We start from the raw sequence: 15,953 nt of genomic DNA, 5'->3' as shown, positions 1-15,953 counted from the left end.
CCATCAGAGCCGCCAACCGCAATGTCAGAAGTTGCCATGAGTGCAGCGCCATTTGTTAAAAATACCTGTACTCCCAAGTCTTGATTCATTTCTATTATCATGGCTAATCTCCTTTCTGTTTTATTCTGCTTCTTCCAGTTTTCTTAATTTCTTTTTATAGAGTCCAATTTTAATCTTTCTGGTTCCAACGATACCACCAGCCAGTACTACACATTGTATGATAACAAATAACCATACAGGAAGTATAGGTTTCTTAGCAGTGTCAATTACGCCACCGTCAGGAATAGGATTCGTTCCTGGATCCGGCATATATATTCCTTGTATCGTGCCTTCAAAATCTTTTGTTAAAGTAACTTCCTGACCGGTACTATCCTCAAAGATAACGGTTAATACACCTTTTGCCTGGCCTTCTATTGAAGGAATTACTTCCATCTCTCCCATTTCCTGACCACCGGCTTCTACGTTACCGATATAAAGATTATCCCCTGTACTTAGTGTAAAGTCACCAGATACACTAGCTCTAACATTATTAAGAGGTGATTTACCCATATTATAGAAGTCAAAGGTTAAGGTGGTAGCCTGGTTAACGAAAGCTCCATCCCAGGAACCTACTGCAATGTTATCCACAACAGGCCTTGAATTCTCAACTGCTTGCAGATTAATTGTTTCTTTCGTAGTTTCTCCTATCTGTCCTGTAGTAGGATTTGCTTCGGCTCCCTCATAATCATAATCCATTGTTATTTCTAAAGGATATGCTTTTGTTACTGCATCCGATTTGACTCTGAGAGTCAGCTTATTCTTAACAGTCTCACCAGCTGGTATTTTACTTATATAAAAAGTGTTGCTGCCAGTGTCAACGGAAAAAATATTCTCTGCTTGGTTAACAACTACTTTTATGTTTCTGGCATCAATACTGGAATGAGTATTTTTGATATCAAATTCAAACTCAAAAGTACTGCCCGCTCTTAATTCCTCAGGGGTAGTGGTATTATTACTAATTATTAATTTGGGTTTACTGGAACCTACACCACTATTCTGAACATTTAATATATAAAGTGTCGCTGAATCACCGGTATATGTTTTACCATTAGCCACAAAGGAGTATTGCAGTGTCAGGCTGTTCGTTCCCTCCGGTATCGTTTCTCCCGCCATAAAGGACATGCTGACTTTGTACTTCTTACCTCCTTTTATGCTGTCTATATAATAATAAGGCTCGGAACTAAGAGGAGCAAAAGTAGCTGTACCTGTAGCAGCAGGTAAGGATATTTTAATATCGCTGATATCCAATTTACTCTTATTCTCTATATCAAAACTAACATCAACTCTGGCCCCTGCATTAGGTGCATCCGGGCTCTGACTTACATTTGTAATGACAATGTTGGGTTTTCCTTCTGCATCAACACCTTCAGCAGTTTCCACTTCTAAGTAAAGGGTTGTTTTAGCCGTATATTCTGTTCCACTTTCGTCTTCATATGTAAAAGTTACAGGAACTTCTTTTAACCCCACCTTGGCCATCTCAGAAACAATAAGTGGTATCTTAACATCTGATTTACCCTTTACTGCAAGATTCTTAACAGGGAAGGACTTACCGGTATAGCCGGGAAGAAACCCTTCTGAACCAAGGCCTTCAATTGTAACTTTTATGTTATTTGCTATGCTCTTTCCGGTATTATGTATAGTGGCTACCAGGTTGAATTTATCACCTGCAACCAGTTCACTTGCATATTTTGTGCTTACAATTTCAATTACAGGTGCATTGGAATTTGCTGTTACTGTTACGTAAATCTGACTGGACCCAGTAAAGGAGTTACCGTCTTCATCTTTATACTTCATGTTGACCGTCAGTTTCTTCAGCCCTGCTGTTGCGTCTTTCTGAATTTTTAACGGCAGGCTTACACTGTAAGTGTCTCCGCCCTTTAATACTCCTGAGTTTCCTATCTTCTGTTCCAGTTTGGAATATCCAGGTGCAATCTTTGCTTCCTCAAAGCTTTTATCATCAATACTGAAATAAGCATTTCTTGCAGTAATCTTACCTTCATTCTTGATTGTGAAAGTCAGATCGATACTCTTTCCAATCACAGCATTTCCATAATCAATATTGTCAACAGTAAGCTGTGCTGGTTCAATTTCATCCGAAATAATGAAGTTAAGTTTAGGAAGAGCCAGTGACACAGGGTCATATTTACTTGCATCAGCATTATAATAGGAACCGTCAACTGTAACTTCAAGTTTTGTAGTACCGATTTTAGCAGTTTCTTTTACTTTTAGATCAAATTCAATAAAGCTTTTTACATAGCCTATGTAACCGTCTTTGACAATAGCATTTTCATCAGCTGTTATCTTAATATTACTAACAGAATAAGGTTTTCCTTCTGTTGCAACAGTTACTCTTGGTTGTTCTATAATTGAATATGACCCTCCTGAAGTTTTAACAGGCAGTTTAACATGAACTGACTCTCCCGGTTTTCCTTGTATATCACTTACTGTTTCTGCAAATATAATACTTAAACTACCGCCGCTTTCAGATGCATTTGCAATTGTCCCTCCGGATAAATTAGCTGCCATTAATAAAATTATCATAACGACAGTAAAGATTCTCTTTACCTTTCTCATCCTTTAACCCTCTTTTCCTCTATGATACTTACTTTACTATTTACTTCTACCGTAGTTAAATTCTCCGGAGAGTCTTCTATAGCAGATATTTCCTCTGCAGTTTTTATAGCCTCTGCTTCCGGAATATCCAGTTCACCAGTCTCTGGTTCATTGGTTACAGCAATATCCATTGAAGCTGAATCCTTTACTTCAATGTCCTGAATCTTTCCGTCCAGGATATGTATGACACGATCTGCAAAATCTGCTAATCGCCTATCATGAGTAACCATTACAATTGTCTGGTTTTGTTGTTTTGCCATGGTTTTTATTAATTTCATGACATCCATTGCGGTTCTGGTATCCAGGTTACCTGTTGGTTCATCCGCAAACACAATTTCCGGATTAGCAACAAAGGCTCTGGCAATACCAACTCTTTGCTGCTGTCCACCGCTCATTTCCTTGGGTTTGTGGTTTAATCTGGACTCTAGTCCTACCTGCTTTAGCATATCTTTAGCCATCTTTTTTCTCTGCTTTGTTCTTACTCGCTTAAAAATAAGAGGAAATTCAACATTCTCCAGCGCAGTCATGGAACCAATGAGATTGTAGGATTGAAAGACAAACCCCAGATACCGCTGCCTGAACTTGGCAAGATTGTTCTCATTCATTTTATGTACTTTTTTACCTTTTATAAAAATCTGACCACCGGATAGTTTCTCAATTCCCGCCATGAGATTTAAAAGGGTTGACTTACCGGAACCGGAGGTACCTAGTAAGCAGCAGAACTCACCTTTTAAGATATCAAAACTTACATCGTCTACGGCAAAGATTTTCTCTTGTCCCATCCGGTAAACCTTCTTGACATTTTTAACCTCTATTATTTTTTCAGACTGGTTTGCCACCTTAATTGATCTCCTCCCTATTATATAAACTACTGTTTGATCTGCTTCTGAAGGGCAATAAAAAACAGTCAATCAGCAACTTATACATCGCCTGTCTTACTATAATCTTACATGATATATCTTAAATAAATTCTAGGTGATTTCTTACGTTTTTCTTACATTTTTTATGAAAAATCTCTCCTAAACTATTGCTGTCTTATCTTATACCAGCTATTACTCTCATTAATGTAAGCCTGTTATTTTCTTACTTTATTGAAATCCCGTTATCTTATTTATTGGAATCCTGTTATTATTTTTTAATGCAATCCCTTAACTATTATTTTTTTGGTATTCTGTTACTATCCTTTTTAATGGAATCCCGTTACTATTCTTTTATTGGATTCTGTTACTGTCTTTTTAAGATACTTTGTATTACTAATAGTTCTTTCTTGGACTTCCCTCTCTGCAGTTTTAAAGAGCAAAGAGAAAACCTGACAGAAAACAGGCCGCAAAAAGCTTATTATCGAGCCCTTGCAGCCTGTGTTTATTTTATAATGCTCTCGGATTTAGGTCTCACTGGCTTTATCAGTGCTTTTTCTTTCGCTTCTGCTTCTTTCTCTGCTTCCTGCTTTTCTTCCAGCCTTGTTTCAATAAATCTTGTAAACATCAGTTTCAGCAGGGCACCTACTGGAACTGCAAATATCATTCCAAACAGTCCGCCGATAGCACTACCAAAAATTAATGAAATAATAACCAATACGGGGTGTATCTTAATACTTTGGCTCAGTAGTTTGGGTTGAATAAGATTACCGTCCAGCGCCTGTATGATCAGCAATGCTATCAGCGCAAAGATCAACTTTCTATATTCTCCGTAAACCAAACAGCTGATAGCTGTTGCTCCATAAGCGATAAAAGGTCCAAGATAGGGTACAAGGTTACCAAGACCGGCAATAATACCAATAAGGAGACCGTATTTTACACCTACCAGCGACAGTAATACCGATATGGAACACATCATAACAATAACGTCCAGCATCTGTCCTCTGATATAACCTGAGAATACATAATCTGCATCTTTGATAAAAATACTGATTCTTGTGTTCATTTTATTGCTGAAGATTGCAAGGCCCACACTTCTTAAATAGCTTTTTATCATTTTACCATCGATCATAAAATAAATGGAAATAATCAAAGCAAACAGCAAGGTCGTCAGATAGGAGGATATATTCGTCAGTGACATGACAAATGAGGTACCGAAATCTTTCAGAATACCTACTATTTTCGTTCCTGTTTCTATCACATAATCATTTACAGGACCGGATTTAATATTAAGATCATCCAATCTGTGCAGTATAGAAGTATAGAATTCATTGGAGCTCTTCCACATATTCTGTGCCAGTGTAAAGATATCATCCAAGTTGGCAAGCCTTAGCTGATTCGTAACATTATAGACTAAGATTGAAATAATCAATACAATAATAGCCAGGAATATAAATACCGTTGATATAACCGCCAGAGTTCTGCAGGACTTCAGCTTCCATTTCTTTATCTCCACCTTTTCGTACAGATTCTCAAAAAAATTAACGATGGGATCCAACAGGTAGGCAAATACAAATGCAATTGCTATTGGTTTTGCAACGCCCATTATCCAGTTTAGCCCATACAATATAATTGTTAGAAAAAAAGGTGCATTTTTTACCAGAAGACTCAGAATATAAATAATGCTGGCTGTTATAATCACATAAATAGAAATCAATGTATAGCGTTTATTCATTTTGTTACTGATTTTCATTAATTACCCATACCTTTCTGTCTTATACACAGTCTGTAATCCAATTTTCTGCCATTCTTAAGGCACATTATATCATACAGTTCAGTTTCTGTATACATTCAGCCTGCACTTCTAACCTTAATTTAATCTGTGTTCTCTGTATCAGACTGTATCTGCTTACAGCAGGAACAATTCAAAATACAGCCGCTTTAATCTTGGAATATGTCCATATATCTGACTTTTTATATTACGGTAAAACTCCTCAGCGGCAGATAACTCTTCTTCTGTCATGGGTGCATATCCGAACCTGGCTTTTAATGCAAGCTCCACAAAGCCGGTAAATTCCTCTTTCTTGCGGTTCCTAAGTTTGCTTTCCAGCTGCCATGCTGTCTTCCGATACTCTTCCTCCGTAAGTTGGATTCCCAGTGCTTTAATCAGGTGTTTTGTCCTATGGTATAAAATAATAATCTTTTTCCCTTTATCTGCTTTTCTATACTGAATTCCCCTATATAGCTTAAGCAGAACACCTGCTACAAGTATCAGTACCATAAGGAATATTACTATTAATGCAAAAAACGAGGCCACATCAACTGCCTTTATTTCTTTCTCTTTTGTATTCTTTGTTGTATCCGTAGCAGTATCCTCTTGTTCCGCCCGTGGGGTTACTGTGGGTGTTGGGGTACTGCTTGGTGAAGGAGTCGCTGTAGGTGATGGCGTCGCCTGAAGCTCCTCATTAGCTGAATCCTCTGAATCCTGTTGAAATCCAGGCGTCATTTCTACCGGCACCCAACCCCATCCCTCTTTGTATACTTCAACCCAGGAATGAGCACCGGCATCACTTATCCTGACTTCCCTGATGTTATAATTTTTCTTATTTCCATCATCCTCCAAAACGGAATAAGTACCTGACATCTTACTTTTCTTAATCTCATCCGGTTTTGCTACATATCCTTCTACATATCTTGCCGGTATTCCTGCAAGTCTGAAAGCAAGTGTTGCCGCACTGGCATAATGGGTACAAAATCCTTTCTTCTTCTCATATAGAAAATACTCTACAAAATCCTTGTTTCCCGGAAGGGTACCCGGTGACAGCGAATAAGCAGTGTCCTTCTGGATATAGGTACGAATATAAGAGGCCAAAGCATTCAGGGCCTTTTGTGTACCAAACCGATTTACCATCTCCTCATACTTTCCAGCCATATCTGACTTTAGCTTTTCAAGTCCTGTAGCCGGTACCTGTGTATAATAATAATATATAAATGTTCTGTACTGCTCTTCTGCATCAGAATACTCCGCCAATTTATTCCACAGCTCTTCCGGATTTACAGCGCTGTAGCTGAGACTTTTACTGATATCCCCCATATAATTTACCATTTCTGTATAGTCCTGATTCATCAGGCTTCCATCTTTTTCACTGGGGACATAATTTACAGTATAATCCTTATCAAACCTGGTAACCTTTATATATTCCGGATTACTGGTATCAATACCGCTAATATCATTGACATAAGTGTAATAAGGTGTATACAGATATTTTCTGTTAGCATCAAGGTTTTGTATATTCATGGTATAACTGTGCAATCCAGCCTCAAGGATATAGCTTCGTCCTATATTCGCCAGCAGATCTAAAAGCTGACCGGTCTGATTTCCGGCAGAAAATCCTGCCTTCTCCCACAAGGACTTATAGTGCTCGAAATCCGTTACCGCTTCATCACTCAGGTCATTCCAGGAGTCTCCGTCATAAACACTGCCGGTAAATCCTTTCAGATACACAGATGTATCATTCTCCAATGCATTTATTATAATATCCGTTTTATTATCGTATTTTATCTTTCCTACTCTTCCAAGTTTTCCTTCATTTAAGCCCCCTCTGGAATTTGAGTATTGGAAGATTACCACTTTACCATTGTTTAAAAAGCTGAAATAGTCAGCCAGGTCATTAACCTGGAAGCGTTCTACCTTCACGCGGATTTTATTCTTAACACCCGGTACATTCATCTTCTGTTCATATGTTTCCAGGGTTAAGAAACGCGAAGTCAGAAAGAACAGCAGTAGTACGCCTGTAAACATCAAAAAACTGCTTTTTAGATTAATATAATAGTTATTTTTAGCAAACTGTTTGCTGCGGCGAAGTAGGTGCTTCTTCTCATCTTTGGTCCCTTTTACAGAAGGCTTCTTCATATGGCTGCCAAAGACAAACATGCTGAAAGTAGCTGCTATGTAAATGGCAAAGGGGAAAGTATCCGGTATCATACCTACAACAAAAGGTATTACAATAAAGGGCATTGTAAGGATATAATAACTTACCGGATTGATTTTATCCATAATGATCAGAGTGATTAAAAGCCCAAGTGGTATGGTGAAAAATATCAAAAAGATTGTTACAACCTTTTCCGGTTCAAAATCATCCACCAGAAAACGATAAGCATCTGTTCCATAATAATTGTTCATCAGCATAATAAATCTGTTTTCTATATGCCAGAAGCCATTCTGAAGCTCAAGCCACATACGATATCCTGCATACAAATAAGTAGCTGCAAAAGGTAGCATTAAGACCAGACTTATTTTAGGAATGAAAAGAAGCCCGAAGCTCACAGCTCCCGATAAAAGAACAGCACTAAAAAGCCACAGGACATTCATGCTTAATCCCAATCCCGTTGCCAAGCTAAATACCACACTATAAAGAATTGCTTCAATTAACAATAATTGCATCAGAGAGTACCACAGGGAATTTCTCTTACCGACATCAGCCAGTACGGTTTCTTTTCCCCTGATATAAATACCATCATGAGATTTTTCTTTTCTTCTTCCCATTTAAACCTCTTTCGTCTATTGCCTGCTGCATCAAGCCGTTATGCCCAGTTTAAAGATGGTTTCTTCCATCTTTGTGATATCAATCCGGTAACAGGGAATGAAGGAGGCAGCCAGAAATTCCTCCATGCCTGTACCAATTGGCGCCTTTTCCAAATCGTTTATATAGACAACATAAAGCAGACGATTGCCGCCTCTATGCCATTTGATAATCTCTTGTTCATTTATCTCATTTGTAATATATAAAACATTTCCATCCGTTTCCTGCTGTCCATAATCTTTCTCCGGAAATCCCGTCTCATAAAAGGCAGCACCCAGCAAAGCCATCTGTGCTTCCCGGCTGCTGTCAGGATTCGTTATCTCCTGTTCTATATACTGCTTACTATTTCTGTCATACCAGACCAGCCTGTGTTCATGACCTTTTCCCAGTATCCCTTCCGAAACAGACATTACCGCTTCCATAAAATAATCGGTACTTTGAAGCCTTTTCTCGCCTTTATCATTATTCCTGAAGGAGAGATATAGTATTGCTCTGTCCCTGAGAGGCTGGCTGTACTCTTTCATTATCAGCTTCTGGTTCTTTCTGGTTAGCTTCCAATGTATTTGATTGGGCCTGTCCCCTTCTTTGTATTCTCTTACTCCGAATATTTCGGATGGATCGTTACCGGGCTTGTGTTCAAGATAATGATTACTTTCTTCCTCCATCTCCATATCTGCAGTTTTCCTGATCAGATCTCCTGCCATAGGATGAATGGACGGCATTACTGAAATGGTAGCCCATTTCTTTAACTTCCTGGAGGTGCGAAAAATCCCAAGAAAATCATAACATCTGATACGTTCAATCGTAACCTTGATATTTCCGCAGTGTTCAGATCTTACTATAATAACCGAATAAGCGGAACCCTTCTTATCCACACTCAGATACAATCTGTCTTTCTTTACAGCTCCGGAGATTTCATTACGATAGGTATAACAGATTTCAAGCCTGGTTACAGGTATGGCAGAATCGTTCACCGCTTCAAAGCGAACCTCTGTCTCCTTATTCTTCTCCGTGATAACTGGGTCCGCAGTAAGCTTGACGCTCAACTTTCTCAAGGACATCCATGCCCCAAGAAGCATCAGGAATGGAAGTAATACTACGGCAAAAAAGAATATCATAGTAAAATACACATTATAGAAGATGGAAAACAGCCCAACGAACAATATAAAAATAATATATGCTATCCTTTTTCCTGCCACCGGTTACAACAACTCCTCTCTGTGCTTACCCTAATTTCGGGGGCTGTACCTGTTTTAAGATTCCCTGACTTACCTGTTCTATGTTCACGTTATTTACACGTGCTTCCGGTTTAAGTATAATACGGTGTGATACCACATCAAAAAATACACTGCGAATATCATCAGGAACAAGATAGTCCCTTCCGCTTATAAAAGCATTTGCCTTTGCCATATTAAGAAGTGCTATGGTACCTCTCGGGCTCACACCAAGTTCTATATAGGAATCTCTTCTGGTCATTAAGATTAGTTTTACCAGATATTCATAGATACTGTCATTTACAAAGACTCTTTCGGCCTGCTGCTGCATGGCTGTAATATCCTCTCTGGTAACTACAGGCTGTACCTGAAACAAAGGATTAGAGCCACTTCTGTCCTTTAACATTCGGATCTCTCCGGCCACATCCGGATACCCCATGGATAATTTGATCATAAATCTGTCAAGCTGAGATTCCGGCAGCATATGGGTACCGATGGAACCCACCGGATTTTGGGTTGCTATAACTGCAAAGGGCTTCGGTACCTGCATGGTCACACCATCCACCGTTACATTTCCCTCTTCCATTACCTCCAATAGTGCTGCCTGGGTTTTAGAAGAGGTTCTATTTATTTCATCAGCAAGAAACAGGTTACAGACAACCGGTCCCGGCTTATAGTCTCCAAGTTCGCCTTCTCTGGTAATAACATGATAGCCAATAACATCCGTAGGAAGAACGTCCGGAGTAAACTGCATACGGTTATACTCTAAGTTCATTACTTTTGAAAATGCCAGGGCCAGCGTTGTCTTGCCTACACCTGGTATATCTTCTATGAGAATATGTCCTCTGGCAATGATAGCCGTTAAGACCTTCCTCACAATATGTTCTTTTCCGACAACCGCTTTATTCACTTCCTTCATAATGTTCTGTGTTAACTCAAAATTCAACATGATTTGCCCCTTTACTTTAAACTTCTTCCTTACTATAACCTAATTCCCATTTATTTGCAAGACAACACTACTGGAAACATCCGCTGTATTGCTTATCCCTGACCGGTCAGAGCAGTGCTCTGTTTCTCAAAGCTCATCCTTTATATAAAAAAGGAATACAAGTATCTGCCAACAGCAAATACAGGTATTCCTTCCCGATTTTCTCATATGTTGATAATATTTCATTTTTCATTCAAAGCTTTTATATTAGAATTATTGACATATATTATGGTGTTATTCAAGGCATACATCATGTAAATATAATTGTCAATAGCTGCTGTAATTAGGAGTTCTTCATTACTATGCTTTCGATTTCATTTGCAACGTCTTCGCAAGCATCGCAGCATTTCTCAAGCTTACGGTAGATTTCTGTCCATATCATTAATTCTACTGCATCTGTATTGTTCTTGTACAGATTTCTGACACCGTTGATATAAAGCGCATCTCCCTCTTCTTCCAGACGATTGACTTCTACTACCTCAGAATGAAGCTTCTTGGATTTTTTGAAGTGACGCAGTTCTTCAACCCCCACATGCATTGATTTACAGCAGTCCACGATTGTATCTGTAAACTTGGGTATTTCGGGACGGATCGTCTGTACATTAAAAATATCGATACACATCAGTACATCTTCTACTGAATCTGTTACATCATCAATCTGCTGAGCAACGCTGATAATATCTTCTCTTTCAATAGGAGGCAGAAACTCTTTTACGAGATGCTCAATCATATCATGTTTTGCAATATCAGCGGAATGCTCGATATTATGCATTTCCCTGATTTTCTCCTCCAGGTTTTCTACATTGAAATCAGTGATGGTCTTCTTTAACAGTTCCGCTGCCTGTAAAGAAAATTTAGATAAACCATGAAGTGCTTCAAAATAATCGTATCCTCTTTTATTACTCATGTTATTTCCTTTCTCTTAAAAGATTCTCATAAAGATATATGCCATCAAGAAACCAACCAAACCGCAGCCTGGGAAGGTCAAAACCCATGCCATAAGCATTTCTTTTACAATACTCCAGTTAACGGAAGACAACCTTTTTGAGGCGCCTACACCCATAATTGCAGTTGTCTTGGTATGTGTAGTACTTACCGGAATACCGGTAGCAGATGAAACAAAAAGACTGATTGCCGCTGCAGTATCTGCTGCGAAACCCTGATAAGTATCAAGTTTAACCATTCCCATTCCTACCGTTTTAATAATACGGTAGCCACCAATTGAGGTTCCAATTGCCATTACCACAGAACATAATATCATGAGCCAGATTGGAATTGTAAAATTTGTTACATCACTCTGTCCTTTGGCTAAGAACATTCCTAAAAGGAAAACTCCCATGAACTTCTGTCCGTCCTGTGCACCGTGCATGAAAGCCATAGCCGCTCCGCCAAATATCTGAGCATTTTGAAAAACCGGTTTTGTCTTTCTTCTGTCACTATTCTTAAACAGTGCTTCTAACGCACGTACTACTACGAATCCCAGTACAAAACCTAAAACCGTTGAGATTACAAGACCATACAGAACTTTAATCCATTCGCTCCCATTGATACCAGAAAAACCTCCCTGCAGGGCAATTGCTGCACCGGAAAGTCCGGCAATCAGGGCATGGCTTTCACTGGTAGGAATACCAAATGCCCAGGCTCCGGTCGCCCATGCTACGATTGCAACCAAAGCTGCACATAAGGCGATTAAGGAATTCTTGGGGTCACCACCGAAATCCACCATATTGTAAATAGTCTGTGCTACTGTTGCATTCACTGCTGTCATTACAAACACACCCAGGAAATTGAATATGGCCGCCATTATTATTGCTTTCTTAGGATCCATAGAACGGGTGGATACACAGGTTGCTATGGCATTAGGTGCGTCCGTCCATCCATTTACCAATATAACTCCGAGAGTAAGAATAACCGTTATAAGCAAAGCCGGGTTATGAGTAATCTGTTGGAGGAAATCACCAAAGTAAATCGTCATAATGCTCTCCCATCTGCGATATTTCGCTATTTTCTAATATTTCATATAATTTTTTTGTTTAAACCTGGCGAACCAAGCCAAAAAAATCTTAACATGAACTTTACATATACGCAATGTAATCTTAATATATTTACACTTTCTTAACACTTTCTTAACTCACTAAATTCCTATAGGTTTATGGTAATTCTTAGTTATTTTGAGGATTCAGAGAGTTTTTTAGGGACATCAACAAATTCTGACAGCACTTTCCTATAAAGTACACATTAATTTTATATGGTATAGATTACAAAATTGTATTATAATCAATTTGATAAATTATTATGACCTTATCTTAATCGGAGAATTATATGACTAAAACCTATTTTTCAGCAAACCTATGGGATATTTTAAAAACCGTATCATTGCTGCTTATATCTGCTTTCATTTCCTATTGGGTCCTGGGATGGACAAAGGAAAGCAGTAATGTATATATATTTTATATTCTATCCGTAATTATCATTTCTAAAATCACAGAAGGGTATCGTTATGGCTTTACAGCTTCTTTTCTGGGGATAATCATTGTTTATAATTGTTTTTCCTTATCGGGTATCCAGTTTCTGCCGTCTCAGACTGGTTACCATCTGACCTTGGTCGGTATGTTCATTATTGCCGTAATTATAAGTGCAGCTATGGCCAACCTGAAAAGCCACGTAAAAGAGGCCGAGCGAAGAGAAGCCAAAACCGTTCAGCTGAATGAAATCAGCCGCAAGCTCCTTTCACTTAACAGCGGTGAAAATATTGGTGGCCTGGCTCTGGAATATGTATATTCCCTTACCGGCTGCTCCTGCATCTTCTATAGCAAATCCCCTCAGCAGGGGGAGGAAGGGCTGATTCGCAGCCTGGACACAAAACATACGAACATCATGAACTCCAGCCACGAGCAGTTTGTGGCCCACTGGGTATTTGAAAACAAAACCATTGCAGGTTTTCAAACGGATTTCGGCAACGAATCCAGCTGTACTTATTTACCTCTGATTTCCCATGAAAGAATCCTGGGCGTTATCGGAATCTTTCAGCTGGGTCAGAAGCCCTTAAGCAACAGTACCCTGGATTATCTAAGGCTTATTATCTCCCAGGCTGCCATTGCATTGGAGAGACAATACCTGGCAGAATCCCAGCAGAATATTCAGCTTGAAACGGAGAAGGAAAAAATGCGTGCAAATTTGCTGAGGGCTGTGTCCCATGACCTTAGGACTCCACTTACCGGGATGATTGGAGCCAGTGAGACAATCATCAAGAACAAAGAGCAGTTAAGTCAGAAGGAACAGGATAAGCTGATAAAATATATTTATGAGGATTCTAATTGGCTGCTTCATATGGTTGAAAATCTTTTGTCAGTAACACGTATCAAAGAAGGTGTCTCTGCTGTTAACAAACAGCCGGAACTGGTTGAGGAGGTAGTAACCGCTGCTGTCAGCCGCCTTAGAAAACGTTATTCCAAAGCAAATATTTCAGTAAAGATTCCCGCAGAACCACTCTTTGTACCCATGGATGCCACCCTCATAATGCAGGTACTCATAAATCTTCTGGAAAATGGTGTGAAATATGCCGGCAAGTCAGCATTGATTTCCCTTAACGTATCCGCTGCCAAAAGAGAAGTTATCTTTCAAGTAGCTGATAACGGCAAAGGTCTGGTACTGGCCGACACAGATTCCATCTTTGAAGGCATCTCCCCAACACCGTCTCAGACAAATGATTCGGTAAAGGGAATCGGCATCGGCCTTTCTATCTGCAAGACCATCATTAATGCCCATGGCGGAACCATATCTGCCCAAAATCAGCCAAAGGGCGGCGCTTTGTTTACTTTTACACTTCCCTTAGAAGGAGGCTATACCTTTGAGTAAAAAAATTAAGATACTGGTAATTGAAGATGAACCCACCATCTGTAAATTCATTGATGCAACTCTTTCCGCCAATCATTATAAAGTAATCCTGTGCAGAACCGGCAAAGAAGGTATTGCCTTAATATCCTCCCATTGCCCTGATCTGGTACTGTTAGACCTTGGGCTTCCCGATATGGATGGTCTACAGGTCATAAAAGAAGTTCGGGAGTGGGCTTCCCTTCCCATACTGGTAGTATCCGCAAGAACCGACGAGCACTCCAAGGTTGAAGCGCTGGATGCAGGCGGTGATGATTATATAACCAAACCCTTTGGAACCAGTGAACTCCTGGCCAGAATAAGAACAGCCCTCAGACATTATATAAAAAGTGAATCCAAAAGCAGTAAGAATAAAAATATCTATAAAGTTAAAAATTTTCTGATTGATTTCGATAAGCATCTGGTTACGGTAAATGGAAATGAGGTTCATCTGACACAGATTGAATATAAACTGGTATCTTTGTTAGCCCAGAATCCGGGAAAAGTACTTACCTACGATTCCATTATTACAAAAATTTGGGGGCCTTATGCGGAACGGGATAATAAAATACTAAGAGTTAATATGGCAAATATCCGTAGAAAATTAGAACTGAATCCGGTTGAGCCGGAGTATATATTAACAGAAATAGGGGTCGGTTACCGTATGGTCGAAGAAGATTAAATTATTTAATACTCTCGAAACCTGGCTCTCCTTTTGGGAAATCCCAGGGCCGGTTCCCGGCAACCAGCCCCCTAAGAGTTGAAGCGCCTCCTGTGTTTGGAGCCTTCAGGCTTCTTACGGCATTTGCAGCCTGAACTAATATTCGCAATTAATAAGCGCCTTAAGGAGATCTTCGGATATCTTTAGCTCCAGGCCTTTTACAGCCTCCTCAAGCTGTGAAAGGCTGCTAAAGGATGCGATTGGTACAGCCGAAAAGGGTGCTGCCAGTATGAACTTAAGGGTATATGCCGTAACTTCCAGGGCTGAAACACCTGCCTCTTTCAAAATCCTGAATCGTCTGTCATTTATATCATTGGCATACATCAGCTCTTGTTCCTCCGACAGGGCCTTATCAAGAATTCTCTTTGTAAAATATCCCTTTGCCATTGACATATACGCCATTGCAGACAGATTCTTTTCCCTGTGGAATTGATAAGTGTCCCGATCCATGGTAACAAGTGTCTTATCGGCAACCTTTTCTTCATTGACCTTTGCCATACTCCACATCAGTTGATTGGTGACGAAACCTTTTAGTTTATGGCTTTCCCCATATTCTAAGGCTGCCTCAAGCCTCTCCTTTTTCCAATTTGAAAAACCATAATAGCGGATATAGCCTTTCTTAACCTGTTCCTCTAAATATTCAAGGATTTCACCAACTGGATGTATGATATCATCCCTGTGAAGGATATATAAATCGATTACCTCTGTTCTGAGACAAGCAAGGCTCTCCTCCATATCTTTCCTGAGTTCTGCAGGCGTTAATCTTCCTTTGTCCATAGAAGCAAAATCCGGATGCCCTCCTTTTGTGGCAAGAATCATCTGATTTCGCAAGCCTCTGTCTTTAAGCCAGCTTCCAATTACCTTCTCACTGCGGGATTTCTCACCGGGTATCCAGTCATTATAAATATGTGCTGTATCAATAAAATTGCCTCCGGCCTCATAAAAGCAATCCAGCTGGTCCCTGGCGGCTTCTGCCGGCAGCTCCCCGCCATAAGCCGCTGTACCAAGACATAATTCAGACACCTGAAGTTCTGAGCCTTTTAAAAACAACTTATTCATTCTGCT

The 15,953-nt window shown here is 39.6% G+C and carries 12 protein-coding genes (1 of these 12 cut by a window edge); 2 read left to right on the top strand and 10 right to left on the bottom strand.

Annotated elements, in window-relative coordinates:
* From R2R35_RS15670 to R2R35_RS15630, 9 genes are all read right to left on the bottom strand, one after another.
* Nucleotides 1-101: the beginning of a hypothetical protein gene (locus tag R2R35_RS15670; protein WP_317730770.1), read on the bottom strand. The gene continues 190 nt to the left of window position 1, outside the view; 101 of the gene's 291 nt are visible here — the first part of the coding sequence; it begins with the start codon at nucleotides 99-101; its stop codon lies off the left edge, out of view.
* 19 nt (nucleotides 102-120) lie between these two features.
* A complete protein-coding gene (locus R2R35_RS15665; RefSeq protein ID WP_317730769.1) occupies nucleotides 121-2,613 on the bottom strand; it encodes a COG1361 S-layer family protein in 2,493 nt (830 codons plus the stop codon).
* On the bottom strand, nucleotides 2,610-3,434 hold the full coding sequence (locus R2R35_RS15660) for an ABC transporter ATP-binding protein (RefSeq protein WP_442872294.1): 825 nt from the start codon (nucleotides 3,432-3,434) through the stop codon (nucleotides 2,610-2,612). The genes R2R35_RS15665 and R2R35_RS15660 overlap by 4 nt, the downstream gene beginning before the upstream one ends.
* A gap of 580 nt (nucleotides 3,435-4,014) precedes the next feature.
* Complete coding sequence (locus tag R2R35_RS15655) at nucleotides 4,015-5,262, bottom strand: AI-2E family transporter (protein ID WP_317730767.1); 1,248 nt, start codon at nucleotides 5,260-5,262, stop codon at nucleotides 4,015-4,017.
* Between the two features lie 156 nt (nucleotides 5,263-5,418).
* Nucleotides 5,419-8,055, bottom strand: a complete 2,637-nt coding sequence (locus R2R35_RS15650; RefSeq protein WP_317730766.1) for a transglutaminase-like domain-containing protein — start codon at nucleotides 8,053-8,055, stop codon at nucleotides 5,419-5,421.
* A 30-nt stretch (nucleotides 8,056-8,085) separates the two neighbouring features.
* Entirely contained in the window at nucleotides 8,086-9,291 is a 1,206-nt protein-coding gene (locus R2R35_RS15645; RefSeq protein WP_317730765.1) for a DUF58 domain-containing protein, read from the bottom strand.
* A 25-nt stretch (nucleotides 9,292-9,316) separates the two neighbouring features.
* The gene (locus tag R2R35_RS15640; RefSeq protein WP_317730764.1) at nucleotides 9,317-10,255 is read right to left on the bottom strand and encodes an AAA family ATPase; all 939 of its coding nucleotides are present in this window, start codon (nucleotides 10,253-10,255) and stop codon (nucleotides 9,317-9,319) included.
* A gap of 322 nt (nucleotides 10,256-10,577) precedes the next feature.
* On the bottom strand, nucleotides 10,578-11,201 hold the full coding sequence (locus R2R35_RS15635; RefSeq protein WP_317730763.1) for a DUF47 domain-containing protein: 624 nt from the start codon (nucleotides 11,199-11,201) through the stop codon (nucleotides 10,578-10,580).
* Nucleotides 11,202-11,216: 15 nt separating this feature from the next.
* Nucleotides 11,217-12,269 (bottom strand): inorganic phosphate transporter, encoded by a 1,053-nt coding sequence (locus tag R2R35_RS15630; protein WP_317730762.1) that lies wholly within the window; start codon nucleotides 12,267-12,269, stop codon nucleotides 11,217-11,219.
* 347 nt (nucleotides 12,270-12,616) lie between these two features.
* Here R2R35_RS15630 and R2R35_RS15625 point away from each other — a divergent pair, with 347 nt between their 5' ends.
* Complete coding sequence (locus R2R35_RS15625) at nucleotides 12,617-14,152, top strand: ATP-binding protein (RefSeq protein WP_317730761.1); 1,536 nt, start codon at nucleotides 12,617-12,619, stop codon at nucleotides 14,150-14,152.
* Complete coding sequence (locus tag R2R35_RS15620) at nucleotides 14,145-14,849, top strand: response regulator transcription factor (RefSeq protein WP_317730760.1); 705 nt, start codon at nucleotides 14,145-14,147, stop codon at nucleotides 14,847-14,849. The genes R2R35_RS15625 and R2R35_RS15620 overlap by 8 nt, the downstream gene beginning before the upstream one ends.
* A gap of 135 nt (nucleotides 14,850-14,984) precedes the next feature.
* On the opposite strand, the gene R2R35_RS15615 is transcribed toward R2R35_RS15620, so the two are convergent.
* The gene (locus R2R35_RS15615; protein ID WP_317730759.1) at nucleotides 14,985-15,947 is read right to left on the bottom strand and encodes an aldo/keto reductase; all 963 of its coding nucleotides are present in this window, start codon (nucleotides 15,945-15,947) and stop codon (nucleotides 14,985-14,987) included.
* Between the last annotated feature and the right edge of the window lie 6 nt (nucleotides 15,948-15,953).

This window comes from Anaerocolumna sp. AGMB13020, from assembly GCF_033100115.1.
GTDB lineage: Bacteria > Bacillota > Clostridia > Lachnospirales > Lachnospiraceae > Anaerocolumna.
Note: the sequence above shows the minus strand (reverse complement) of the source record. Positions and strands in the feature narration are given on the sequence as shown.

Coding starts and splice junctions, on each gene's coding strand:
- R2R35_RS15665 (WP_317730769.1), bottom strand. CDS start 2,613: ATGAGAAAGGTAAAGAGAATCTTTACTGTCGTTATGATAATTTTATTA.
- R2R35_RS15660 (WP_442872294.1), bottom strand. CDS start 3,434: ATGGGACAAGAGAAAATCTTTGCCGTAGACGATGTAAGTTTTGATATC.
- R2R35_RS15655 (WP_317730767.1), bottom strand. CDS start 5,262: ATGAAAATCAGTAACAAAATGAATAAACGCTATACATTGATTTCTATT.
- R2R35_RS15650 (WP_317730766.1), bottom strand. CDS start 8,055: ATGGGAAGAAGAAAAGAAAAATCTCATGATGGTATTTATATCAGGGGA.
- R2R35_RS15640 (WP_317730764.1), bottom strand. CDS start 10,255: ATGTTGAATTTTGAGTTAACACAGAACATTATGAAGGAAGTGAATAAA.
- R2R35_RS15635 (WP_317730763.1), bottom strand. CDS start 11,201: ATGAGTAATAAAAGAGGATACGATTATTTTGAAGCACTTCATGGTTTA.
- R2R35_RS15630 (WP_317730762.1), bottom strand. CDS start 12,269: ATGACGATTTACTTTGGTGATTTCCTCCAACAGATTACTCATAACCCG.
- R2R35_RS15625 (WP_317730761.1), top strand. CDS start 12,617: ATGACTAAAACCTATTTTTCAGCAAACCTATGGGATATTTTAAAAACC.
- R2R35_RS15615 (WP_317730759.1), bottom strand. CDS start 15,947: ATGAATAAGTTGTTTTTAAAAGGCTCAGAACTTCAGGTGTCTGAATTA.